Raw genomic sequence first — 22521 nt, 5'->3', positions numbered from 1 at the left:
ACCTGTTTCATGTACACGCCGCCGGCCTTCCGCGTCGACGACCGCGCCGAGATCCACGCGATGATGCGCGCCTGCCGGCTCGCCACGCTCGTCACCGCCACCGCTGACGGCCTGCTCGCGACGCCGCTGCCGCTGATCCTGGCGGCGGAGGAGGGCGAGTTGGGCGTGCTCCATGGCCATCTCGCCCGCGCCAACCCGCAATGGAAGGCGGCGGCTATCGGCGAGGCCATGGTCCTGTTCAATGGCCCCGACGCCTATGTCACGCCGTCCTGGTACGAAACCAAGCGCGAGACCGGCAAGGTGGTGCCGACCTGGAACTACCAGGCGGTCCACGCCTATGGCCAGGCCGAGTTCTTCGACGATCCCGAGCGCCTGCTCGAGGCCGTCACGCGCCTGACCAACCTGCACGAGAGCACGCGGGCGCAGCCCTGGGCGGTCGATGACGCGCCGCCCGAGTTCGTGCGGGCCCAGCTGCGCGGTATCGTCGGCCTGCGCATCGCGATCACCCGGCTCGAAGGCAAGCGCAAGATGAGCCAGAACCGCCCGCTCGCCGATCGCGTCGGCGTCGCCGAGGGACTGGCCGCGAGCGAGCGGGCGAGCGATCTCGCCGTCGCCGCGATGGTGCCGGTCGAAGGCTGAAGCTCAGTCCTGCGTCTCGCCTTCATAGGGCGTGGCGCGCATCGACGGGCGCTGGTTGAAGCGGTCGTACCAGCCGGCGAGCTTCGGCGCCCGCGCGCGGAAATCCGGCAGGCGGCGGAAGCTCAGCCAGGCGAGGGCGGTTGCGAGCCCGATCCGGCCGACGGTCACCGGCCCGTCGAGGTCGGCCTGCGCTTCGAGCTAGTCATAGGCTTCGAGCAGCTTGGTCGTCTGCCCTTCGGCGAGCGGCGGATAGCGCAGCACTTCAGGTCGGCGCTCGGTTTCCCAGCGCACGGCGATGCCGGCATCGCACAGGCCCTGCGCCAGCGCCTGCAGGCGCAGCGCTTGGTAGCGTGCCGGCCCCTCGCGCGGGATCAGAGTGCCTTGGCCGGCGAGCCGGTCGAGATAGTCGCAGATCACCACGGAATCGAAGAGCGCGCCGGCATCGGGCGTCAGCAGTACCGGCACCTTGCCGAGCGGGTTCTGGGCGAAGACGGCATCGTTGCGATTGGTCGGGCTGGTCTCGTGATGGATCACGTCGAGACGGTCCGCCAGCCCGAGTTCATGGGCGCAGACCAGCACCTTGCGGGCATAGGGCGAATGGCTCTGATAGAGCAGGGTGAGCTTGCCGGACATCACGCCGCCGCCCCGGCCACCTCGGCCGGCGTCAGCCCGACCAGCTCGGCATAGCGCTCCGGATCGGTCGCGCCTTCGGTGACGACGGCGAATACGCGCGAGGAGGCGTCGAGCTTCAATGCTGCCCGCGCCACAGGATCGCGCAGCGCCGCCAGCAGACCGGCGAAGCCGGCCGCGCCGCTCTCGCCGGCGACGATCGCCGGATCGCTGCCGGCCGGGCGCGCCAGCCGGTTCATCGCCTCGACCGCGACCGCATCCTCGACCGTCATGAAGGCATCGGCCGTGCGCGACAGCACGCGCCAGGCGAGCGGCGAGGGATCATAGCATTCCAGCATCGCCATCACCGTCGGCGCGCCATGGGCGATCTTGGTTGGCCGTCCGGCGCGGGCGCTCTCGAACAGGCAGGCGGCGCGAGCCGGGTCGACCACAGTGAAGACGGGTCGGCCGTTGCCGAGAACCAGTGACAGCTGCGCCGCGATTGCCGCGGCGATGCCACCGACGCCGGCCTGGACGAAGACATGGGTCGGCGGCTCCGGCAATTGCCGCAAGGCCTCGCGAATGATCGCGGTATAGCCCTGCATGACGAGGCCCGGGATGCGCTCATAGCCGTCCCAGGAGGTGTCGGAGACGGTTGTCCAGCCCTTCTCATTGGCGACGCGGGCGGCTTCGACGATGGAATCGTCATAGGTGCCGGGCACGCGAACGATCTGCGCACCGACGCGGGCGATCGCCGCGGCGCGCGGCTCGCTGACGCCGCCATGCATGAAGATCACCGAGCGCGCCCCGACGAGCTGCGCTCCTTGCGCGACCGAGCGACCGTGATTGCCGTCGGTAGCGCAGGCGAAAGTCATTTCGGATGCGATGGCGCGGACCTCGGGCGAGGTCAGGTCTGCCTCGTCGAGCGTCCGGCCGAGCCGTTCGCTCGCCGCCTCGAGCACGAGGCGGGTCACGGCATAGGCACCGCCGAGTGCCTTGAAGCTGCCGAGGCCGAGGCGCTGGCCTTCGTCCTTGAGGTACAGCGCGCCGATGCCGAGCGATGCGGCGAGATCGGGCAAAGCTTTCAGTGGCGTCGGCACATGCGCGGCCCGCCCGGCGAGATGCCGCTCGATCGCATCGGCTCCGGCGGGGCCGAGCGTCTCCGCATCGGTCGGATGAAGGGGCTGGCGGAAGTCCGGGAGCTGGTTCAGCAGGAGCACGACTTGCCTCATTGAGATGTCCAAGTGAAGAGATATTGCAAGCGCTGTGAAAAAGGCGCTGCAATCATCCGCTACCGCTGCAAGTTTGTTTCATGGAGCCGCGCTTGAACGAACCATCCGCTGCCGCCCTCGACGCATTCGACCGGGCGATCCTCGCCATCCTGCAGCAGGACAACACCACGCCGCAGCGGGTGATCGGCGAGAAGGTCAACCTGTCGGCACCAGCCGTGCAGCGCCGCATCCGCCGGATGGAGAAGGACGGCGTCATCCGGGCCAATGTCGCGGTCGTCGAGCCGGCGGCGCTAGGCCATCCGATCACGCTCTTCGTCGAGATCGAACTCGTCAGCGAGACGGCCAGGGATATCGACGCCGCCAAGCGCGCCTTCCTCGCCGCGCCCGAGGTGCAGCAATGCTACTATGTCACCGGCGAGGTCGATTTCATGCTGGTCGTGCTGGTGCCGAGCATGACGGCCTATGAGGCGCTGACGCGTCGCCTCTTCTTCGCCGACGCCAACATCCGCAAGTTCCGCACCTTTGTCGCGATGGACCGGGTCAAGGCCGGACTCAGCGTCCCGGTGGGGTAAAACGCAGCCTCTCCCGTCATGGTCGGGCTTGTCCCGACCATCCACGTCTACTGTCGGCGAGCGCGGTGTTCAGGACGTGGATGCTCGCCACAAGGGCGAGAATGACGAGCTGGAATGGCGGCGAGCCTCCGCTAAGACGTCAGCGCGCCCGCCGTCATGCCCTGGACCATGAACTTCTGCAGGAAGATGAAGGCCATCACCAGAGGCAGGCTCGCCAGCACCGAGAAGGCCATCATCGTGTTCCAGTCGGTGACGAATTCGGCCATCAGGCTGTAGATCGCCATGGTCAGCACCCGGTTCTCCCAGGATTCGATCAGCACCACCGCGAACAGGAACTCGTTCCAGGCGAGCAGGAAGGTGTAGAGCCCGGCCCCGATGAAGGCGGGATAGGACATCGGCACCAGCGTCCGGAAGATCGCGCCCAGCCGCGAGCAGCCGTCGACCATCGCGGCCTCCTCTATGTCTCTGGGTATGTTGATGAAATAGCTGCGCAGCATCAGGATGCAGAAGGGCAGGGTGAAGGTCAGGTAGACCACGATCAGCGAGGTGCGGGTGTCGTAGAGCCCGAGCGTGATGAAGATCCGGAAATAGGGGATGCAGAGCAGCACCAGCGGGAACATCTGCGTGGTGATCAGGAACATCAGCACCGCCCGCTGGCCGGCGAATTTGAAGCGCGCCAGCGCATAGGCCGCCATCGCCCCAAGGATCAGCGAAAGCACGGTCACCAGCAGTGAGATCACCATCGTGTTGGCGAAGACGAGGAGATAGCGCGGGCTCGCGAAGATCTTGCGGTAGCCCTCTAGCGTGAAGATCTCCGGCAGCCATGTCGGCGGCATCCGCATCACCTCGATGTTGGGACGCACCGAGACCGTCAGCATCCAGGCAAGCGGAAAGAACACGATCGCGATCGCGATCAGCAGCAGGAGATAGGACGCGGCATTGATCAGGCGCTCGCGGCCGCGAATGCCGATCTTGCCGAGATAGGGCCGTGTGTGCGCTGCAGCGCCAAGCTGGGCGACGGTCATTGCTGATTGCTCATGGTGCGGCGGACATAGATGGCGCTGACGATGAACAGCACGATGAACATCACCACGGCCTCGGCCGAGGCGTAGCCGAATTTCAGCTTCTGGAAGCCGTCGAAATAGATCGCCGTCGCCAGCACTTCCGAGGCATGCGCCGGCCCGCCGCCGGTCATCACATAGACCGGGTCGAAGGCGCGGAAGGTCCAGATCGAGTCGAGCAGGACGATCGTGGTGATGACGCCGCGCAGCTGCGGCAAGGTGATGTGCCAGAACTGCCGGAACAGCGAGGCGCCGTCGATTTCGGCGGCTTCGTAGAGTTGCTTCGGGATCGCCTGCAGGCCGGCGAGCAGCATCACCATGAAGAAGGGGAAGGCGCGCCAGACGTTCATCGCCGTCACCGAGCCGAGCGCCGTCGCGGGATCGCCGAGCCAAGAGATGGTGAAGTTGGCGTCGATGATGCCGAGCGAGGCGAGCAGGCCGTTGAGCACGCCGAAAGGCTGCAGCATCAGCACCCAGATCATGCCGGCGACGGTCGGCGCCAGCAGCCACGGCACGATCAGGAGGCCGCGCGCGACGGTGCGGAAGGCCGGGTCGAGATTCATGTTGAGCAGCAGCGCGAGACCGAGCCCGATCACCAGATGCAGCGCGACGCTGAAGACGGTGAAGACGACGGTCTGCCAGAAGGCGCGCCAGAAGAGCGGGTCATTGGCGAGCGCGATGTAGTTGCCGAAGCCGACCCAGACCTCGCGCTGGAGGTTGCTGTCGTGGAAGCTCAGGCGGACCACGTCGATCAGCGGATAGATCAGGAGCGCGACGAGGATCAGCAGGGATGGCCACAGGAAGGACGCGGCCAGGACTTCCTCGCGGTATTTGCGTTTGAGCGTCAGCAGCATGACTCGCCGATCGTTGCGGAACCGGACGCCTTGTTTGCAGGCATCAGACTCTGAGCGAGGGGAGAGGGACCGGCCGGAACAGAGCTCCGGCCGGGAATGATAATGTCAGGCGATCACTTCGCCGCGGCCAGGACCTTGTTCCACTCGGCCGCAGCGTCATCGAGCGCCTGCTTGGCGGTCTTTTTGCCCTGCACCGCGTTCTGGATCTCGGTGGTCATCACCTTGTTCATTTGCACGGCGTTCGGCATCGACAGGAACGGCGACTGCGCGTTCGGCTGCGCCATCTGTGTCACGAAGGCCTGGAAGAGCTTGCGCTCCTTGAACCAGTCCTGGTTGGCGACGTCGGTGCGAGCCGGGAAACCGCCGGTGCCCTTCGCCCACATCTCGATGCCCTTCGGGCCCGAAAGCCACTTCATGAAGGTCCAGGCGGCGTCCTTGTCCTGCGCCTGGCTGCTGATGGTGTTGAGCGAGCCGCGCACCATGGTGCCGGTGCTCTTGCCCTTAGGCAGCGGGGCGATGTCGTAGTTGAGGTTCGGATTGAGCTGCTTCTGGATGGCGACGCCCCACGGCCCTTCGAACATCATCGCGACATTGCCGGAGGCGAAGTTGGCGCGCTTCTCCTTCTCGCCATTGCTCAGCACGCCCGGCACCGAGACCTTGTCCTTGTTCATCCGCTCGATGTACCACTCGATCGCGGCGACTCCTTCGGGGCTGTTGAACACGGCCTTGTTGGTTGCTGGATCCATGATCGTCGCGCCGCCCTGCAGCAGCAGTGGGTAGATGTCGTAGGTCATGTTGGTCGGCGGCTCGGCCTGCAGCGTACCGGTGACCGCGAACTGGCGCTTGTCCGGATTGGTCAGCTTGCGCGCGTACTCGGCGAACTCGTCCCAGGTCTTGGGCGGGCCGGAGAGGCCGGCTTCCTTGAACCGGTCGGTGTTCCAGAACAGCGCGACCGCGCCGCTCTCGATCGGCAGGTAGTACTGCTTGCCCTTCCACTTGGCGTGGAAGGTCTCCGGGATGTTGGAAAAGAACTCCTTCGGTTCCTTGGCGATGCGCGCGTCGATCGGCTCGATCATGCCGAGATCGGCGAACTCGGCCACCCAGTCGACCTGGACCAGCAGCACATCCGGCAGCTTCTTGGCCTGGTGCAGCACGATGGCACGGTCATGGAAGCCGGTGAACGGCGAGTCGACCGGCGTCAGCTTGATGTCGGGATGGTCCTTCTCGAAGGCGGCCTTGAGCTCGCCCATGAACTTCTCGCCGACCTCGGTGCCCTTCCACTGGCCCCAGCGCACCTCTTTCTGCTGGGCAAGCGCGAGCGTCGGCAGGCTGATCGCCGAGGCGAACGCCATCGCCGCGAGCGTCAGCAAGGAAGACCTGCGATGCTGATCCATATGCGTTTCCTCCCGGTTGATTGTCCCTTTGGCAGTCTTCTTGATCTGCGGCGCATCCGTCGTTGCGGGCGCCGGAATGGCAGTGGTCGCTAGGCCGCACGCGCCTTGCGCAGGGCCTCGGGCACCGGTGGGGCGACCTTGACCAGCGTGGTGTTGTCGTCGACCAGTCTGCTCGTCCCGCCGACATTCATCCAGGTGAACATGTTGCGGAACATCTCCTGGAGCGAGGCCATGATCGCGGTCTCGGCCTCCTTCGGCATCTCCCAGAACGGCTTCTTCATCACCTTCCAGGACTTCTTGCGGGTGTTGTAGAAGAACTGCGCGTCGGTCTCGCCCGCCCCCTTCTCAGAGAGGTGATTGGCGAAGGTGTACTCGCGGATCTGGTCCCTCAGCGCCTGCGGCAGGGCAGGGTGGTCGAAGATCAGGTTGTTGAAGCCGAGCGCGAGATGGACCTCGACCGCCTCCGCCTTCGGGAGCTTGGCGAGCTGCGTGCCCGGCAGGGTCGAGGCGCCGTGCTGGACCGCGCCCGCCATGTTGTACTGCTTGCGGCAGATCGTCGAGATCGTCTTCAAGAGATCGTAGTCGACATTGACCTCGGCAAGCGTGCCGTCCGGCAGCACCTTGCCGCCGTGATAGGTGCCGGAATTGATCGAGATCTTGCTGACGATCGGCAATTTGGCGCCGCGTTTGGCCATCTCCTCGAGATAGACCTTCATGAAGGCCCGCAGCTCTTCCGGCGTGGTGTTCTCATGGCCGACCTCGCCGATTTCGGCGCCGAGCGAGATCGAGACGCCCTCGGGCTCGATGCCGCGGACGAATTCGGTGAAATGCGCGGTCAGCTCGGCATTGACGCGCTGCTGGTCCTCGACCGTTGCCAGCGACAGGTCGACCACCGTCGAGGCGTCGATGTCGATGCTGTACATGCCGGCCGCGATCTGCTCGCGCATGATGTTTTCGAGCTTGCGGACTTCCGCCTTCGGGTCGGCCAAATAGGCCTTGGCGTTGATCTGGTCGTGGTCGGCCTGCAGGAAGACGGGGCCGACATGGCCCTCGCGCAGTGCCGCCGCGAGCACCGCCGCGGCATATTCGAGCGGCGGCTGCTGGGCGTAGAGCGCTTCGCCCACCGCCTGCTCGAAGATGAATAGCTTGGAATCGAGCTCCTGTCCGGCGCGGAAGACGGCACGGCAGGTGTGATAGCTCCAGCCGCGCAGGTTCATCGCCGGCACGGTCTTGCCTGACCATTTGCCGGCGGCGCAGGCGAGATAGAGCTCCTGGATCGAGGCCGGCACGATGCCGGCGGCATGGGCCGCCTCGCGGATCGCCCAGATCGCCACCGCGCGCGTCTCCGGTTCGGCCAGCGCCGCCGTCTCGGCCCAGCGGTCGATCATGGCCTCCGGCGGCCGCTTGCTCTTGCTGAAGTCCGGCGAAGAGCCGGCGAGATCGACACCGATCGTCATGAGGTCGTCGGTCAGCTCAGCGAGCGAGGCGCATGCCATGGGTCATACCTTCGAAAACGGCTTCGAAACGGACAGCGCCGGCGGGTTTCCGGGCTTCCGGCGGGCGGGCTTGCAAGCCCGCCTTATCACGTTCGCAATCAATGCATGGCGTTTTCGTTATCGCAAGTCATATTATCGTTTTCGCGCATTGCAACATAAGCCATGTTGCAATGCGAAATCCCTCCGAACCTCAGTTCGGATATGTCTCGCCGGTTGCCAGCAAGGCCTGGACTGCAGCGCGATCAGGCATGCCGTCCCAGCCATTGGCGCGCTCGGCCTTGAGGGCCGCGACGGCCGCCGCCAGGCGCGCGGCCTCAAGAGGCCTCTGGCCCTCGCAGAGGCCAAGCGCATAGGCGCCGTGGAAGACGTCGCCGCAGCCGGTGGTGTCCTTCGCCGCGACCTTGAAGGCGGGGACGCTGACGAGCTCGCCACCGATCAGCCAGAGGCTCCCCGAGCTGCCGCGCGTCACGGCGAAGACCTTGCCGGAACCATCGGCGCAGCGCCGCAGCAATTTGTCGGCCGGGCCGTCGCCGGCGAAATCGCGCAGGCCCTCGGCCGAGAAGACGATGTGATCGGCCTTGGCGATCAGGCGGCGATTATCCTCCGGCATGCCGCCATCGACGTCGAGCACGCTCGGGATGCCGGCGGCATGGGCGCGATCGAGGACTTTTCCCGCGCCGCCCGGCCAGCGCGTATCGGCCAGCACGGCGCCCGCTCCGTCGAGCCCGCCTTGCGGCAGCACGCTCGCATCCTGCGACAGGCTGCGCCGGTTCGAGACGATGCTGCGCTCGCCGCGCCTGTCGACCAGGACAATCGCCCGCAGCGTGCGCCCCTCGGGCAGAATGGCGACGCCACTGCAGTCAACGCCATGGCCGCGCAGCAGGCGCAGGCCGGTCTCGCCGGCGGCATCGGCGCCGACCCGGCCCCAATAGGCCGCCTTGCCGCCGAGATGGCAGATCGCCACCGCGGCCGTCGCGGCCGGCCCGCCGAAGCGCTCGGTATAGCCGAGCACGCCGGTCTTGATCCCGGCCGAGGGCAGGGCTTCGACCTCGAAGACCTCGTCCTGGACGAGATTGCCGACACAGACGATCCGGCGGCGGCTCATGCCCGGGATGTCCTGACCGCCGTAGCGCGGGAAACCCCTCCCCCTTGTGGGGAGGGGTGGGGGGCGCAAAGTCGGAGCGAACTCGCTGGGAACCGGGTCGATCGGTTTCTACAATTCTTCCCTCGCCCAGTCGTTCGCCCCCCATCCCCATACCCTTCCCCACAAGGGGGAAGGGAGGCGCCCGGGCGAGCAGCGTCTGGCCGAGGATTTCCGTCGGTGCAGACAATCAACTTGAGAAGGCACACATGGCGGCCTACCCGCTGGCTCCCTGGCCGTGTCGTGAGCATGTCCCGTCCTGCCGGATCTTGTTCTGTGTCTGCCGGCAGGATCCGGTTGCGCGGCGACAGCGATGATGCCCGACGCTTTCACTTTCGCAACACCATTTTCGCAAACGCGCATTGCGTGAAGGGCGCGAGTGGTCGTAGAGACGGTTTCACCGATAGGTTGATGCAACCCATCCGAGTTCGGCTCTGAAGCAGGCCTGCCATGGAACCGCTGAGCAAACGCCACGCCGACATCCTCGAGATTCTCGCCAAGCGCGGCTATGTCGCGATCGAAGAGATCGTCTCGGCCTTCAACGTCACGCCGCAGACGGTGCGGCGTGACCTGCAGGATCTCGCCGATCGTGGCCTGCTGCGCCGCCATCATGGCGGCGCGAGCGCCAATCTCTCGACGGCGAATACGGATTACGGTCTGCGTGTGGTCGAGACGGCGGGCGAGAAAGCCGCGATGGCGCGTGCCGCCGCCGAGCTGGTGACGCCGGGCACCTCGCTGTTCATGACGCCGGGCACGACCATGGACGCGCTCGCCAAGGCGATCGCCGAGCGCCGCCCGCGCGGCCTGCGCGTCGTCACCAACAGCACTGCGGCCGCGGCGATCCTCGACAAATGCCCGGAGATCTCGATCCTGATCACCGGCGGGCACTGGCTGGGGCCGAACCGCGCCTGCGGCGGCATGCACGCCGCCGCCTTCATCGAGAATTATCGCTGCGACCTGCATATGACCAGCATCGGCGGCATCGACGCGGCCGGGAACCTGCTCGAATATCGCGACGACGAAGCGGTGGTCGGGCGCACCATGCTGCGCAATGCCCGCCGCTCGGTCCTGCTCGCCGACCACACCAAGTTCAGCCGCGTCGCCATGGCGCGGCTTGCCCATCTCAGCGAGATCTCGACGCTGGTGACCGATCGCCAACCGCCGGCCGCGACGGCGCAGATGATCCGCGATGCCCGCTGCGAACTGATCGTAGCCGGCTGATCACGCAACGGTGAGTGCCGGCGCGTTGCGTGGCAACGGGTCGGGCTCCTATTCTATGAAGAGGCCGCCCCGCACCTTATGGGCGTTTCCCGCCGCGGCCTCGTCAGTCGAAAAAATCCAATCGTCGAAAGAGACACGTCATGCGCTATCAAACGCTTGGCCAGACCGGCCTGCTCGTCTCCGAACTGTGCCTGGGCACCATGACCTTCGGGGGCGGCGATGCCGGCATCTGGGGCAATATCGGCCGGCTCGACCAGCAGGAGGCCGATGGGCTGGTGAAGACCGCGCTCGATGCCGGCATCAACTTCATCGACACCGCCAATGTCTATGCCGAGGGCAATTCCGAGCTGATCACCGGCCAGGCCCTGCGCAATCTCGGCATCGCGCGGGACGAGGTCGTCATCGCCACCAAGGTCTACGGCCGGATGGGGCAGGGGCCGAACGGCTCCGGCGCCAGCCGCTACCACATCCTCGAACAGGCCAAGGCCAGCCTGAAGCGGCTCCAGCTCGACCATGTCGACCTCTACCAGATCCATGCCTTCGACAGCGTCACGCCGATGGAAGAGACGCTGGAGGCGCTCGATGCGCTCGTCCGGCAGGGGCTGGTGCGCTATGTCGGCGTCTCCAATTGGGCGGCCTGGCAGGTCGCCAAGGCGCTCGGCATTTCCGAGCGGCGGCACCTTGCCCGCATCGCCTCGCTGCAGGCCTATTACACCATCGCCGGCCGCGACCTCGAACGCGAGATCGCGCCGATGCTGCTCTCCGAACGGGTCGGGCTCATGGTCTGGAGCCCGCTCGCCGGCGGCTTGCTCTCCGGCAAGTACGACCGCCGCAACGAGCAGGGCGGCGAGGGCAGGCGGGCGAGCTTCGACTTCCCGCCGGTCGATCGCGACCGTGGCTATGACGTCATAGATGCGATGCGGCCGATCGCCGAGGCGCACAAGGCTTCGGTCGCGCAGGTGGCGCTCGCCTGGCTGCTGCACCAGCCGGCTGTGACCAGCGTGATCGTCGGTGCCAAGCGGATCGAGCAGCTCAACGAGAACATCGCCGCTAGCGAGATCACGTTCACAGCCGATGAGCTAGCGGCGCTCGATGCCGTCAGTGCCCTGCCGAAGGAATATCCGGGCTGGATGCTGGAGCGCCAGGGCGCCAACCGAAGCAAGCCCGACCCGCGCCGGGGCGGCTGAGCTCTCAGAAGCGGTCGCTGGCTTCGAGATAGAGGCTGGCGATCGCTTCGATGCCTGCCTGGTCGTCAGCGTCGAAGCGGCCGGGCTCCGGGCTGTCGAGGTCGATCACGCCGATGACCTCGCCACCGCGGATCAGCGGCACGACCAGCTCGGAACGCGAGGCCGCGTCGCAGGCGATATGGCCGGGGAAGGCATGCACGTCCTCGACCAGCATCGTTTCGCGCCGGGCGACAGCCGTGCCGCAGACGCCGCGCCCGACCGGGATGCGCACGCAGGCCGGCTTGCCCTGGAACGGGCCGAGCACCAGCTCGCCGCCGCGCATCAGGTAGAACCCGGCCCAGTTCAGCCGTGGCATCGCGTCAAAGAGCAGGGCCGAGAGGTTGGCGGCGTTGGCGATCGCGTCGCGCTCGCCATGCAGCAAGCCTCCGAGTTGCTGGACGAGCTCCCTGTATAAGCCCGGCTTGTCGCTGGCCGAGATCGTTGCCGCCTGGAACATCATCGCCTCCGTAAAGTCGAGGCTCGATATGCGCTGCGCAAGCGGATTTTGCGAGGGCTATTGCCGGCCGGAGGGCGGGGGGCAGCTGCGCGTCCAGAGCAGGAAGGCGGAGAGCCGGCGCAATTGCCGCCTGGCGAAATAGAGCACGTAGACCATCATGCGTCTCCAGATCGGGAGCCCACGACAGTCTCGTGGCGCTTTTAGCTTTGGTGACGCGGTGCAAGCTGCTCCGGCAAATCCCGCGATCGGCCCGCATCGCTGCGGTTCGATGTTCAGATCATTCGCAATCGCCGCCGGCGGGTCAATGAAACGGCTTTTCAAAGATCTGATGACAGCAGGCGAAATTGTCCCCGGCGACGGCTCGCCGGGAACTATTCAAGCGAAATGCCGGTTGACCGGTCGCGGCAGGCCGAGATGGTCGCGCAGCGTCGGCCCCTGATACTCCCGGCGGAACAGGCCGCGTCGCTGCAGCTCGGGCACGACCTTGTCGACGAAATCGTCGAGCCCCTCCGGCAAATAGGGGAACATCACGTTGAAGCCGTCGCTGCCGCGCTCTGTGAGCCATTGCTCCATCTCGTCGGCGATCGTCTTCGGCGTACCGACGAAGGCGAGCCCGCCATAGCCGCCGAGCCGCTGGGCGAGCTGGCGCACGGTCAGGTTCTCTCTGCGGGCGAGCGCGATCGTCCGCTCGCGCCCGCTCTTGCTATGGTTGGTCTCGGGGATGTCTGGCAGCGGGCCGTCCGGGTCGAAGCCCGTGGCGTCATGACCGAGCGCGATCGAGAGAGAGGCGATGGCGCTGTCATAGTGGACGAAGGAATCGAGCAGTGCCCGCTTCTCGCGGGCCTCCTCGGCACTGTCGCCGACCACGGTCAGCACGCCCGGCAGGATCTTGAGATGGTCGGGATTGCGGCCGATCGCCTCCATGCGGCCCTTCACATCGGCGTAGAAGGTCTGGCCGGCTGCGAGCGTGCCATGCGCAGCGAAGACGACCTCGGCGGTCTCGGCAGCGAGCTGGCGGCCGGGCTCGGAGGCGCCGGCCTGGACGATCACCGGCCAGCCTTGCGGTGGTCTTGCGATGTTGAGCGGCCCGCGCACCGAGAGATGCTCGCCCTTGTGATCGATGCGCCGCATTTTACCCGGGTCGAAATAGAACCCGCTTTCGCGATCGCGGATGAAGGCGTCGTCGGCGAAGGAATCCCACAGGCCGGTGACGACATCGTAGAATTCGCGTGCCCGGTCATAGCGCTCGCCATGGTCGACCTGGGCATCGAGGCCGAAGTTCAGCGCCGCGTCCGGGTTCGAGGTTGTGACGATGTTCCAGCCGGCGCGGCCGCCGCTGATATGGTCGAGCGAGGCGAAGCGCCGGGCGATGTGATAGGGCGCGTCGAAGGTGGTCGAGGCGGTGGCGACGAGGCCGATGCGCTCGGTCGCGCCGGCCAGCGCCGAGAGCAGGGTGAACGGCTCGAACGAGGTCACCGTATGGCTGCGCTTCAGCGCCTCGACCGGCATGTTCAGCACGGCGAGATGGTCGGCCATGAAGAAGGCGTCGAACTTGCCGGCCTCCAGCTTTTGCGCGAAGCGCTTGAGGTGGCCGAAATTGAAGTTCGCATCGGGATAGGCGCCGGGATAGCGCCAGGCGCCGGTATGGATGCTGACGGGGCGCATGAAGGCCCCCAAATGAAGCTGGCGCGCGGTCGTCATGGCTGGCCTCGGCATGCGGTTGCTCAGTGGAGGCTGAGCTATGCCTGCCGTGGCCGGCGCGCCATGGTTCCGCGCAAAAAGCCAAGAATCGTCTCTTGAGGTCGGTGGCTACGCCAAAATTGTCTCCCCATGCCGCGTGATGGGGAGAGTTGCTCTCCCTCCGCCCGAGTGCTCCGCGTCATCGTCGGGCTTGTCCCGACCATCCACGTCTTCCTTTATCCAAGGCGGTGTTCAAGACGCGGATGCTCGCCACAAGGCCGAGCATGACGGTTCGGGAGCTGCAGCCCTCAGACCGCCGCCTTCTTGATCGCGTCCAGCACGTCGCTGCCGTACTTGCCGACGAATTCCTTCTCGACCTCGGCGGTGACGATCTTGGCGAAGGAGTCGCGATCGGGGGTCTCGACCGCCTGCATTCCGGCCTTTTTCAGCGCGTCGAGGCTCGATCCTTCCGTATCCTCGTTCATCTTGCGCTGGATGCCGGCGCATTCGATCGCGATGGACGCCAGCAGCTGCTGGATGTCGGCCGGCATCGCGTCGAACTTGGTCTTGTTCATCACCAGCGGGCCGGTGGTGAAGGCGTGGCGCGTCAGCGAGAGATGCTTCTGCACCTCGTTGAACTTGGCGTTGAGGATCAGCGTCACCGGATTCTCCTGGCCGTCGACCGTGCCGGTCTCCAGCGCGGTGAAGAGCTCGGTGAAGGCCATCGGCGTCGGGATGGCGCCGAGCAGCTGAAAGGCCTTGATATGGGCCGGGTTCGGCGTGGTGCGGATCTTCAGGCCCTTGATGTCGTTGGCGGTCGCGACCGGCCGGCGGTTGTTGGTGAGGTTGCGCCAGCCGATCTCCCAGGTGGCGAGCGCCTTCAGGTTCGAGCCTTCGAGTTCCTTGCGCAGGCCGTCGCCGATCGGGCCGTCCATCACGGCCGCCGCATGCTTGCGGCTCTGGATCAGGAAGGGCAGGTCGAGCACGTTGAGCTTGGGCGCGAGACCGGTGAAGAACGGGTTGCCGGTCAGGCAGATGTCGAGCGAACCGCCGCGCACCGCGCTGATCGTCTGCGCGTCCGAGCCGAGCGCGCCGTTCGGGAAGACCTGGACCTCGTAGCGGCCCTGGCTCTTGGCCTTGACCTGCTCGGCGAAGAGCAGCGCCGCCTTGTGCCAGCTATCGGCTTCCGGATGCGGATGGGCGAAGCGCAATTTCGTCGCCTGCGCAAGGGCCGGGCGGCCGATGGCGAAGAGGGCGATGCCGGCGCCAGCGCCGGTGATGGCAGTCCTGCGGGTGATGGTCATGAGCGTCTCCTCCCTGTGTTGTCGTTCGGGCGGGCGCATCAGCGCCCGTAGAGCCAGCGCGCCGGGACCGTGACGATCTCGGGCACGAAGATCAGCAGCAGCAGCACCGCGATCTGCGCCAGCAGGAAGGGCATTACCCCCTTGATGACGCGGTCCATCGGGATGCGGCCGACGGCGCAGACGACGTTGAGCACCGTGCCGACCGGCGGGGTGAGCAGGCCGATCGCGTTGTTGATGATGAACATCACGCCGAAATAGACCGGGTCGATGCCGGCCTGCTTGACGATCGGCATCAGCACCGGCGTCAGGATCAGCACGGTCGGGATGAAGTCGAGCGCCGTGCCGACGACGACGACGAGGAACATCATCGCCAGCATCAGCAACGTCTTGTTGTCGATCAACGGGCCGAGCAGGCTGGAGACCTGCGCCGGAATGTCGGCGATGGTGATCAGCCAGGCCGAAACCATCGCCGCCGCGACCAGGAACATCACCGCCGCCGAGGTCTTCAGCGCGGCCAGCAGGGCAGGGCGCAGATGCTCGAATTTCAGCTCGCGATAGATGAAGCCGCCGACAAAGGCGGCATAGACCGCGGCGACCACCGCCGCCTCGGTCGGCGTGAAGGCGCCGGCCTTCATGCCGCCGATGATCAGCACCGGCAGGCCGAGCGCCCAGAGCCCATCGAGGACGGACTGGCCGATCTCGCTAAAGGAGGCGCGCTTGACGCGGGCGGCCGGCTCGTCGCGGGCGACGATGTACCAGGTGATCAGCAGGGCGAGGCCCATCAGGATGCCGGGCACGATGCCGGCGATGAACAGCCGCGTGATCGAGACGCCGGCGGCGACGCCGAAGACGACGAAGCCGATCGAGGGCGGGATCACCGGGGCGATGATGCCGCCAGCTGAGATCAGCCCGGCGGCGCGCGGCAGGTTGTAGCCGGCCTGCTTCATCATCGGCAGCAGGATCGCGGCGAGCGCGGCGGTGTCGGCGACGGCCGAGCCGGAAATGCTCGCCATCACCAGCGCCGCCAGCACCGCGACATAGCCGAGCCCGCCGCGGACATGGCCGACCAGCGTCACCGCCAGCGCGATGATCCGGCGCGACAGGCCGCCGGCATTCATCAGCTCGCCGGCGAGCATGAAGAAGGGCACCGCCATCAGCGGGAAGGAATCGGCGCCGCCGATCAGGTTCTGCGCCAGAATCTGCGAGTCGAAGGTGCCGAGCTGCAGCATCAGCGCGACGCCGCAGACCAGCAGCGCCATCGCGATCGGCATGCCGAGCGCCATCGCCCCGATCAGCGAGCCCAGGAAGATGAAGACGGTCACGAGCGCTTCTCCGCCGCCTGCTGGTTCTCGAAGGCGGTGAGCTCTTCCGATTCCGCCCCGACGACGAGTTCGTCATCCGGCATGCGGCCGGTCAGGAGCCGCGCCAGCGCGATCAGGTTGAGCGCGCCGATGCCGATGCCGCCGACGAGCCCGGCGAGATAGGTCACCGCGACGGGCACCCCGGTGACCGGCTGGTGGTTCTCGATATTGATCACGCCCTGCTGCCAGCAGCCGACGACGAGCATGCCCATGCAGAGCAGCGACAGCGCCTCGACTGCGAGCCGGCACCACCAGCGGCCATTGCGGCCGAGCATGGTGACGACGGTGGTCATGCCGAGATGCTGGCCGTCCTTCGCCACCAGGAAGGCACCGCCGAAGGTCAGCCAGACGAAGATCAGACGCGACAATTCCTCCGAGGAGATGATGCCGGAGCTGAAGGCATAGCGCAGCACGACATTGCCGAAGACCATCGCGATCATCACGACAAAGCCGGCGATCAGCACGTCCTCGGTCAGGCGCAGGAGCAGGGCGCGGAACTTCATGAGACGGCTCCCTCGGCGGCGAGCCCGTACCAGCGCGCGGCGTTGTCGTGGAACAGTGCGAGGCGTTCGATCGCCGGCCGCTCGCTGACCGCCGCCTTGAACACGTCGAAGATCGTGCCGAACGAGGCGCAGAGGCTGTCGACCGGGAAATTGCTCGCAAAAGCGCAGCGTTCGGCGCTGAAGGCCGAGATTACGCCCTCGATCACCGGTGCCTGCAGCTCAAGCGTCCAGGCCTGCCCGGGCACGCCGATGCCGGAGATCTTGGCGACGACATTGGGCTCGCGCGCCAGCCGTTCCAGCGCAGCCTGCCAGGCTGAAAGGCCCTCGGGGCCGCGATCGGCTGGCAAGCCGGCATGGTTGAGGATGATGGTGGTATCCGGGAAATCGCGAGCGAGCTCGGCTGCCTCACCCAGATGCCACCAGGGCGTCTGCAGGTCGAAGCTGAGCCCGGCACCGGCCAGCAGACCGTAGCCGTTGCGCCACTTTTGATCACGCATCGAGCCCGGCGCGGCGAAATCCGGCCGATAATCCGCGCGGGCTAGGGCCTTGGGCTTGTGCCGGACGCTGCGGACCAGCGGCATCTCGCGATAGGCCGCCACGACCTCGCCGACATCCTCGCGGTCGAGCCAGATCTGGCCGATCGCAGCGCTCGGCAGGCCGTGCTCACGCGCGACCTCCGAGGCCCAGCGCATCTCGCCGATCGGATCGCGCGGGTCCCATTCGCCTTCCATCAGCACGCTGCCGACGACGAGATGCCCACTGGTGGCGCGGCGATAATCGGCCGGCATGAAGTCGCGCTTGATCGCACTGTAGTCGCCATAGCGGAAGGCGACAGGATGGTCGCTCAGCCAAGGGTGATAGTTGCGGGCGAGGTCGAAGAAATGGTGGTGGGCGTCGATGATCGGCAGGTCGTCATCGGCGCCGGAGGCGAGGAAGCGGGCGCGCTGGTCGGAGCTGGCCGCCATGGCTCAGCTCCGCTGCGGCGGAAGGCAGGTGTAGTTCGGGCTGAGCCCGGCCGGTCCGGTGCTTGCGCCCGTCATCCCTGCCTCCCGATCGTTTCCTCAGCGGTCGCCCGCCGCGATTAGTTCTATCTGAGTGTTGTATGCTGCATACAGAATGTTGACGCAGAGTCAAAGCGCGCCGGGGTTGAACAGCGCATCCTGCTCGCGGCGCAGGCGAACCAGGGTCGTGCTTTCGTCGAGCGCGATGTCGGCGCAGGTGACGACCGCGCCGCGGGCTACCTTGCGCACCACCGGTCGGCCGGCGGTGAGGTAGTAGGGAACTGGCTCGGTTGGCCCGAGCGGACGGGCCGGCGTCAGTTGCGGCTCCAGCCCCTCGATGACATGGCGATAGCCCATGGTCAGCGTCTCGCCGGGCTTGAGGTCGCGGCTCGCCCGCGCGGTCAGGTCGACGCGCGGAAGGACCTCGGCACCGCCTGTCGACTGGCCGAGCAGGGCGGCCGAGAGCGCCGACATCGGCGCCTCCGCCCCGAGCAGGTGCACCGGATTGTGCAGTAGGACGTAGCGGCCATCCGGCGAGCAGGGGATGCCCTTGCCGGCGAAGAGCTTGCCGGTAGCGAGGTCAGGCGTTTCGGCGATGACGAAGACGCCGCCGGCGAAGGAGAGTTCGTCGGGCCGTCTCAGACAGTTGAACATGTCGACCCGGCCCGTGCCGGCGAGCAGGCCGCCCTCGGCCGCCGGGCGGAACAGGCTCGGCAGCTCGGTGGTGCGAGCGATCGGTGCATGCATCGCGGCCACGTCCGGCATCAGCCCGGTATGGTTGGCGACGATGCCCATCTCGCAGAGATCGGGCACCGTGGCGCGCGGGAAGGGCAGCTTGGCGCGGGCGTCGAGCAGGCTGAGCGGATCGTTGCCGAGCTTGCCGAACGCCGCGGCGAAATCGGCGGCCGGAACCGCCTTTTCCCAGGCCGTGACCGTGCCGGCCTCAGAATCCCAGACGAAATCGGATTCAGACGACTTGCCGGCGGCGACGATCGGCAGCCCGAGCATGCGGGCCCAGCCGATCAGGCCGATCAGCAGGCTCGGCTGGTCGCCGTCGACCGGAGTATGCACGACGCCCTTCAGCCTGGCGCGATGCGCCAGGACCGGGCCGATGATGCATTCGGCTTCCTTGGTCACCATGACGAGATGGCGGCCGGCCTCGATCGCGGCGAGCGCGGTCATCGCCGCACCTTCCGGGTCTCCGGTCGCCTCGACGACGACGTCGACGGGCAGGCCTTCGAGATGGGCGGCATCGCCGATCAGCGCGACCAGCCCGCGATCGAGCGCCGCCTTGGCCTCGGCGGCGCTATGGCAGTCGACGATCTCGCTTTCGTCGAGCCCGCCGGCGAGCGCGGCCTTGCGGGCGCGGCCGATGTCGAGGTCGCAGACGACGCGCGGCTCGATATGCGGCGCGCGGCGGGCCTGGCCGATGAAGCTCGCGCCGAACTCGCCGGCGCCGACCAAAGCAGCGGAGATGACGCGATCGGGCGCGCTGGGCTTCAGCGCGAACAGGTTCTCGATGTTCACTGGTGTCGCTTTCGTTCGAGCTGGGCAGGGCGGCGGCCGTCAGACGGCCAGGCCCTCGATGGCGTAGATGCGGGCAGGGGCGCCGTCGGCGTTCGGGATCAGCAGCGGCGCCGCCGAGAACAGGTTGCGCGGCGCCTTAAGCTTGCCGGTGTTGACGACGTATTCGATCAGCGTGACGCCATGGCTGAGCAGGACGTGGTGGGTGACATGCTCGGGCTTGGGCACCTCCTTGCCTTCGAGCAGGAGCCGGATCGGGTAGTCCTGCGGGAAGTCGAAAGCGACGGCGCTCGGCTTGCGCTGCGCCAGCCACTGCGCCGCCTCAAGCGTCAGCCAGGGTGCTTCAGTCCAGAAGCTCTTGTCGTTGTAATCGCGCCGATCGTTCCACTGCGTCGCCAGCAGCAGGATCTCGCCATCGGCCCCGCCGGGATCGGCGGCGGCGAGATGCTCGGCGCCGATCGGCTGATTGGCCGGGCGCGCGCTCAGATCGAGCACTCGGCAGGGCCCGACCACCTGGCTGAGCGGCGTCGCCTCGATCGTCGGCGCTCCGGCGACGAAATGCGCGGCGGCGTCGACATGCGAGAAGCCATGGCAGGGACCGTTGATCTTCGAGACCCGGAACTGGTCGCCCGCCGCGATGTCGCCCTTGATCGAAAGCTCCACCGGCCAGCGGAAATGCGGCGCGATCGGCATGGAAAGGTCGACGATGTGCATGGCGCTGTCCGGATTGCGGAAAGGGACGCCGGCAACCCGGCGGCTCCGTTCTAGAGGCCGAAATTCTTGTATGCAAGAATTTTTCGACAGCGGAGCGGCCACGCGATATACAGAGCGTCATGGATAGTCCGGCCGACACGACCCCGCTCGCAGCGCTTCTCGCCAAGGTTCCGCAGCCCGAGCCGGGCCGGCGCAAGGGCGCCCTGCATGGCAGCACGGTTGCGCAATTGCGTAATCTGATCGTCACGGGCGCGCTCGCGCCGGGGGCGAAGCTGAACGAGCGCGAGCTCTGCCTCCAGCTCGGCGTATCGCGCACGCCGGTGCGCGAGGCGATCAAGACATTGACGCAGGACGGTCTGCTGCGCGCGCTGCCGAACAAGTCGTCCGTCGTCGCCGAGCTCGATGTCGGCGAGATTGAGGCGCTGATCGATGTCGTCTCGACGATCGAGGGCTTGGCCGGCGAGCTCGCCGCAGCGCGCGCCACCGATGAGGCCGTCGCCGAGATCGGCATGCTGCACTACCGGATGATGCTGCATCACACTCGCGACGAGCTGCCGGGTTATTTCGAGGCCAACAAGGCCTTCCATCGTCGCATCGTCGAGCTCTCCGGCAACCCCGTCCTGCTCTGGATCTGGGAGTTGCTGGCGCTCCGGGTCGACCGGGCCCGCTACTCGTCGAACCTCTGGCCGAAGCGCTGGAAGATGGCGATCCAGGAACACGAGCAGATCCTGGCGGCGCTCTCCGCTGGCGACGCCGCGCTGGCAAGCCAGCGTCTGCGCGAGCACGTCCGCAACGGATTGTCGGGGCTCGTCGCGGCGCTGAAGGATAGGATTGCCAAGCCGGACGGCGCCTGATCGCAGGTCAATGCGGGGGCTGCCCGACCTCCGGCAGCATCTTCAGCACCGCGATCGCGTCGAGCTCGCTATCGCCCTGCGCGACCAGCATCCGGTACAGCGTCGTCGCCTGGGCGACCATGGGCATGGCCAAATGCTGCTCGCGCCCGGCCTCCATCAGCATTTCGAGGTCCTTCAGTACCTGCCGGGCATAGCCCTTCGGCGCGAAATCGCGCGCGACCATGCGCGGCATCATCGCCTGCAGCACCGCCGAATTGCCGAGGCCGGGCGCCAGCGCCGCCGGGATCTTGTCGGCATCGACGCCATAGGCCTCCGCCAGTCGCAGGGATTCCGCCACCACCACATAGTTGGTCAGGCAGAGCGCCTGGTTGACCAGCTTGGTCGCCTGGCCGGCGCCGACCGCGCCCATATGGGTGAAGAGGCCGAGGCTCTCGGCCAATTGCCGCACCGCCTCGATCGCTTCCGGCGTACCGCCGGCCATGATCGCGAGCTTGCCGGCTTCCGCCGCCGGCGGCCCGCCCGAGACGGGAGCGTCGATGAACCCGATGCCGGCCTCCGCCAGAGCCGCCGCGAGCTCCTTGGTCACGCCGATCTCGGTCGTCGAGAAGTCGATGACGATCGCGCCCGGCCGCGGCTTCGCGGAGAGGATGCCGCCGACGCCGCTGACGACCGCCTGCACCGCCTTGGTGGTGGTCACGGCGATGCAGACGGGATTGGCGCGCTCGGCCACTTCCGCCGGAGAGGCGGCGAGGGCGACGCCGAGGACCTCGGCTTCAGCCCGCCGGGCCGGGTCGAGATCGTAGCCGACGACGCTGCGGCCGGTCGCGATCAGGCGCTTGCAGAAGCCCGCGCCCATCAGCCCGAGGCCGATGAAGCCGATCGTCTCGCTCATTTGCCCTGCCAGTTCGGCGTGCGCTTGCCGAGGAAGGCTTCCATGCCCTCGCGGAAATCGGCGCTGGTGTAGCAGAGGGTGACGAGGTCATCGCCGTCGATATCGGCGCTCGCCGCCTGGGTCAGACGGCGCAGCGCCTCCTTGGTGGCGCGCATCGTCAGAGGTGCGTGGCCACGGATCGTCTGCGCCAGTTCCTTCACCCGCGCCATCAGCGCGGCATGGTCGGCGACGAGCTCGTTGTAGAGGCCGACGCGGTGGCCCTCCTCGGCCTCGACCAGCCTGGCGGTGAAGATGATGTCCTTGACGCGGGCCGGGCCGAGCAGGCTGGCGAGCCGGGCATAATTCGCCATCGACAGGCAGTTGCCGAGCGTGCGCGCGACCGGGAAGCCGAAGCGGGCCGACTGCGTCGCGATCCGCAGATCGCAGGCGCAGGCGATCGCCGCGCCGCCGCCGGTGACTGCGCCGGCGATCGCGGCGATGGTCGGCACCGGGCAGCTTTCGATCGTGGTGATGACCCGCTCGATCCGGTTCTCATAGGCGAGGGCGTCCTGCGCCGTCTTAAACTCGCGGAACTGCGAGATGTCGGTGCCGGCGGCGAAGGCCTTTTCGCCGGCGCCCGTCACCACGAACACCTTCGGCGCGCCGTGCTTGTCGGGGTTGCCCAAAATCTCGGCCAGCCCCTCATACATGGCGAAGGTCAGGGCGTTGCGCGCCTGCGGCCGGTTGAGCGTGACGGTGCCGACGCCATCGGCGACGTCGTAGAGGATCTCGTCGTTCATCGGATGC

General features: G+C 67.0%; 23 protein-coding genes. 5 read left to right on the top strand and 18 right to left on the bottom strand.

What is annotated here, in order from left to right; all coding sequences use genetic code 11:
• Window positions 1-9 precede the first annotated feature (9 nt).
• Window positions 10-639: an FMN-binding negative transcriptional regulator gene (locus tag BMZ69_RS12625; protein ID WP_092156989.1), complete on the top strand. Its 630-nt coding sequence runs from the start codon at window positions 10-12 to the stop codon at window positions 637-639.
• A 3-nt stretch (window positions 640-642) separates the two neighbouring features.
• Here the strand turns inward: BMZ69_RS12625 and BMZ69_RS32455 are convergent, their stop codons facing one another.
• From BMZ69_RS32455 to BMZ69_RS12615, 3 genes are read right to left on the bottom strand one after another with little or no spacing between them, the layout of a single operon-like run.
• Window positions 643-807: a glutathione S-transferase family protein gene (locus BMZ69_RS32455; protein WP_348272466.1), complete on the bottom strand. Its 165-nt coding sequence runs from the start codon at window positions 805-807 to the stop codon at window positions 643-645.
• 30 nt (window positions 808-837) lie between these two features.
• Window positions 838-1272: a glutathione S-transferase N-terminal domain-containing protein gene (locus BMZ69_RS12620; protein ID WP_348272465.1), complete on the bottom strand. Its 435-nt coding sequence runs from the start codon at window positions 1270-1272 to the stop codon at window positions 838-840.
• Window positions 1272-2468 (bottom strand): diaminopropionate ammonia-lyase, encoded by a 1197-nt coding sequence (locus tag BMZ69_RS12615; protein WP_092156988.1) that lies wholly within the window; start codon window positions 2466-2468, stop codon window positions 1272-1274. Before BMZ69_RS12615 ends, BMZ69_RS12620 begins: the two co-directional genes overlap by 1 nt.
• 104 nt (window positions 2469-2572) lie before the next feature.
• Here BMZ69_RS12615 and BMZ69_RS12610 point away from each other — a divergent pair, with 104 nt between their 5' ends.
• Entirely contained in the window at window positions 2573-3052 is a 480-nt protein-coding gene (locus BMZ69_RS12610; RefSeq protein ID WP_244543342.1) for an Lrp/AsnC family transcriptional regulator, read from the top strand.
• A 131-nt stretch (window positions 3053-3183) separates the two neighbouring features.
• On the opposite strand, the gene BMZ69_RS12605 is transcribed toward BMZ69_RS12610, so the two are convergent.
• The 5 genes from BMZ69_RS12605 to BMZ69_RS12585 form a co-directional block, all read right to left on the bottom strand.
• Window positions 3184-4077: a carbohydrate ABC transporter permease gene (locus BMZ69_RS12605; protein WP_092156986.1), complete on the bottom strand. Its 894-nt coding sequence runs from the start codon at window positions 4075-4077 to the stop codon at window positions 3184-3186.
• A complete protein-coding gene (locus tag BMZ69_RS12600; protein ID WP_092156985.1) occupies window positions 4074-4967 on the bottom strand; it encodes a carbohydrate ABC transporter permease in 894 nt (297 codons plus the stop codon). Before BMZ69_RS12600 ends, BMZ69_RS12605 begins: the two co-directional genes overlap by 4 nt.
• A 113-nt stretch (window positions 4968-5080) precedes the next feature.
• A complete protein-coding gene (locus tag BMZ69_RS12595) occupies window positions 5081-6361 on the bottom strand; it encodes an ABC transporter substrate-binding protein (RefSeq protein WP_092156984.1) in 1281 nt (426 codons plus the stop codon).
• Window positions 6362-6450: 89 nt separating this feature from the next.
• The gene (locus BMZ69_RS12590; protein WP_092156983.1) at window positions 6451-7857 is read right to left on the bottom strand and encodes a beta/alpha barrel domain-containing protein; all 1407 of its coding nucleotides are present in this window, start codon (window positions 7855-7857) and stop codon (window positions 6451-6453) included.
• A 190-nt stretch (window positions 7858-8047) separates the two neighbouring features.
• The gene (locus tag BMZ69_RS12585) at window positions 8048-8962 is read right to left on the bottom strand and encodes a PfkB family carbohydrate kinase (RefSeq protein WP_092156982.1); all 915 of its coding nucleotides are present in this window, start codon (window positions 8960-8962) and stop codon (window positions 8048-8050) included.
• Window positions 8963-9448: 486 nt separating this feature from the next.
• Here BMZ69_RS12585 and BMZ69_RS12580 point away from each other — a divergent pair, with 486 nt between their 5' ends.
• Together BMZ69_RS12580 and BMZ69_RS12575 are read left to right on the top strand one after the other, a co-directional pair.
• Entirely contained in the window at window positions 9449-10219 is a 771-nt protein-coding gene (locus tag BMZ69_RS12580; protein WP_092156981.1) for a DeoR/GlpR family DNA-binding transcription regulator, read from the top strand.
• 140 nt (window positions 10220-10359) lie between these two features.
• Window positions 10360-11406, top strand: coding sequence for an aldo/keto reductase (locus BMZ69_RS12575; protein WP_092156980.1), 1047 nt, complete (start codon window positions 10360-10362; stop codon window positions 11404-11406).
• 4 nt (window positions 11407-11410) lie between these two features.
• Here the strand turns inward: BMZ69_RS12575 and BMZ69_RS12570 are convergent, their stop codons facing one another.
• The 8 genes from BMZ69_RS12570 to BMZ69_RS12535 form a co-directional block, all read right to left on the bottom strand.
• Window positions 11411-11902, bottom strand: a complete 492-nt coding sequence (locus BMZ69_RS12570) for a GAF domain-containing protein (protein ID WP_092157142.1) — start codon at window positions 11900-11902, stop codon at window positions 11411-11413.
• 375 nt (window positions 11903-12277) lie between these two features.
• Window positions 12278-13603 carry an LLM class flavin-dependent oxidoreductase gene (locus BMZ69_RS12565; protein ID WP_092156979.1) on the bottom strand — a complete coding sequence of 442 codons (1326 nt, stop codon included), beginning with the start codon at window positions 13601-13603 and terminating at the stop codon, window positions 12278-12280.
• A 287-nt stretch (window positions 13604-13890) separates the two neighbouring features.
• On the bottom strand, window positions 13891-14886 hold the full coding sequence (locus BMZ69_RS12560) for a TRAP transporter substrate-binding protein (RefSeq protein ID WP_092156978.1): 996 nt from the start codon (window positions 14884-14886) through the stop codon (window positions 13891-13893).
• Window positions 14887-14924: 38 nt separating this feature from the next.
• Window positions 14925-16208, bottom strand: a complete 1284-nt coding sequence (locus BMZ69_RS12555) for a TRAP transporter large permease subunit (RefSeq protein WP_092156977.1) — start codon at window positions 16206-16208, stop codon at window positions 14925-14927.
• Window positions 16205-16750: a TRAP transporter small permease gene (locus BMZ69_RS12550; RefSeq protein WP_092156976.1), complete on the bottom strand. Its 546-nt coding sequence runs from the start codon at window positions 16748-16750 to the stop codon at window positions 16205-16207. Before BMZ69_RS12550 ends, BMZ69_RS12555 begins: the two co-directional genes overlap by 4 nt.
• On the bottom strand, window positions 16747-17715 hold the full coding sequence (locus tag BMZ69_RS12545; protein WP_092156975.1) for an amidohydrolase family protein: 969 nt from the start codon (window positions 17713-17715) through the stop codon (window positions 16747-16749). Before BMZ69_RS12545 ends, BMZ69_RS12550 begins: the two co-directional genes overlap by 4 nt.
• A gap of 165 nt (window positions 17716-17880) precedes the next feature.
• Complete coding sequence (locus BMZ69_RS12540) at window positions 17881-19278, bottom strand: flagellar biosynthesis protein FlgA (RefSeq protein WP_244543341.1); 1398 nt, start codon at window positions 19276-19278, stop codon at window positions 17881-17883.
• 39 nt (window positions 19279-19317) lie between these two features.
• On the bottom strand, window positions 19318-19989 hold the full coding sequence (locus tag BMZ69_RS12535; RefSeq protein WP_092156974.1) for a cyclase family protein: 672 nt from the start codon (window positions 19987-19989) through the stop codon (window positions 19318-19320).
• A gap of 119 nt (window positions 19990-20108) precedes the next feature.
• On the opposite strand from BMZ69_RS12535, the gene BMZ69_RS12530 reads away from it, so the two are divergent.
• A complete protein-coding gene (locus BMZ69_RS12530; RefSeq protein WP_092156973.1) occupies window positions 20109-20843 on the top strand; it encodes a GntR family transcriptional regulator in 735 nt (244 codons plus the stop codon).
• Window positions 20844-20850: 7 nt separating this feature from the next.
• Here BMZ69_RS12530 and BMZ69_RS12525 read toward each other — a convergent pair whose 3' ends face one another.
• Entirely contained in the window at window positions 20851-21735 is an 885-nt protein-coding gene (locus BMZ69_RS12525) for an NAD(P)-dependent oxidoreductase (RefSeq protein WP_092156972.1), read from the bottom strand.
• Window positions 21732-22514 carry an enoyl-CoA hydratase/isomerase family protein gene (locus BMZ69_RS12520; protein WP_092156971.1) on the bottom strand — a complete coding sequence of 261 codons (783 nt, stop codon included), beginning with the start codon at window positions 22512-22514 and terminating at the stop codon, window positions 21732-21734. The genes BMZ69_RS12525 and BMZ69_RS12520 overlap by 4 nt, the downstream gene beginning before the upstream one ends.
• Between the last annotated feature and the right edge of the window lie 7 nt (window positions 22515-22521).

It is taken from the genome of Allobosea sp. CRIB-10 (assembly GCF_900112185.1).
Taxonomy (GTDB): Bacteria; Pseudomonadota; Alphaproteobacteria; order Rhizobiales; family Beijerinckiaceae; genus Allobosea.
The sequence above is the reverse complement of the archived record's forward strand: the minus strand, read 5'-3'. Positions and strand labels throughout refer to the sequence as shown.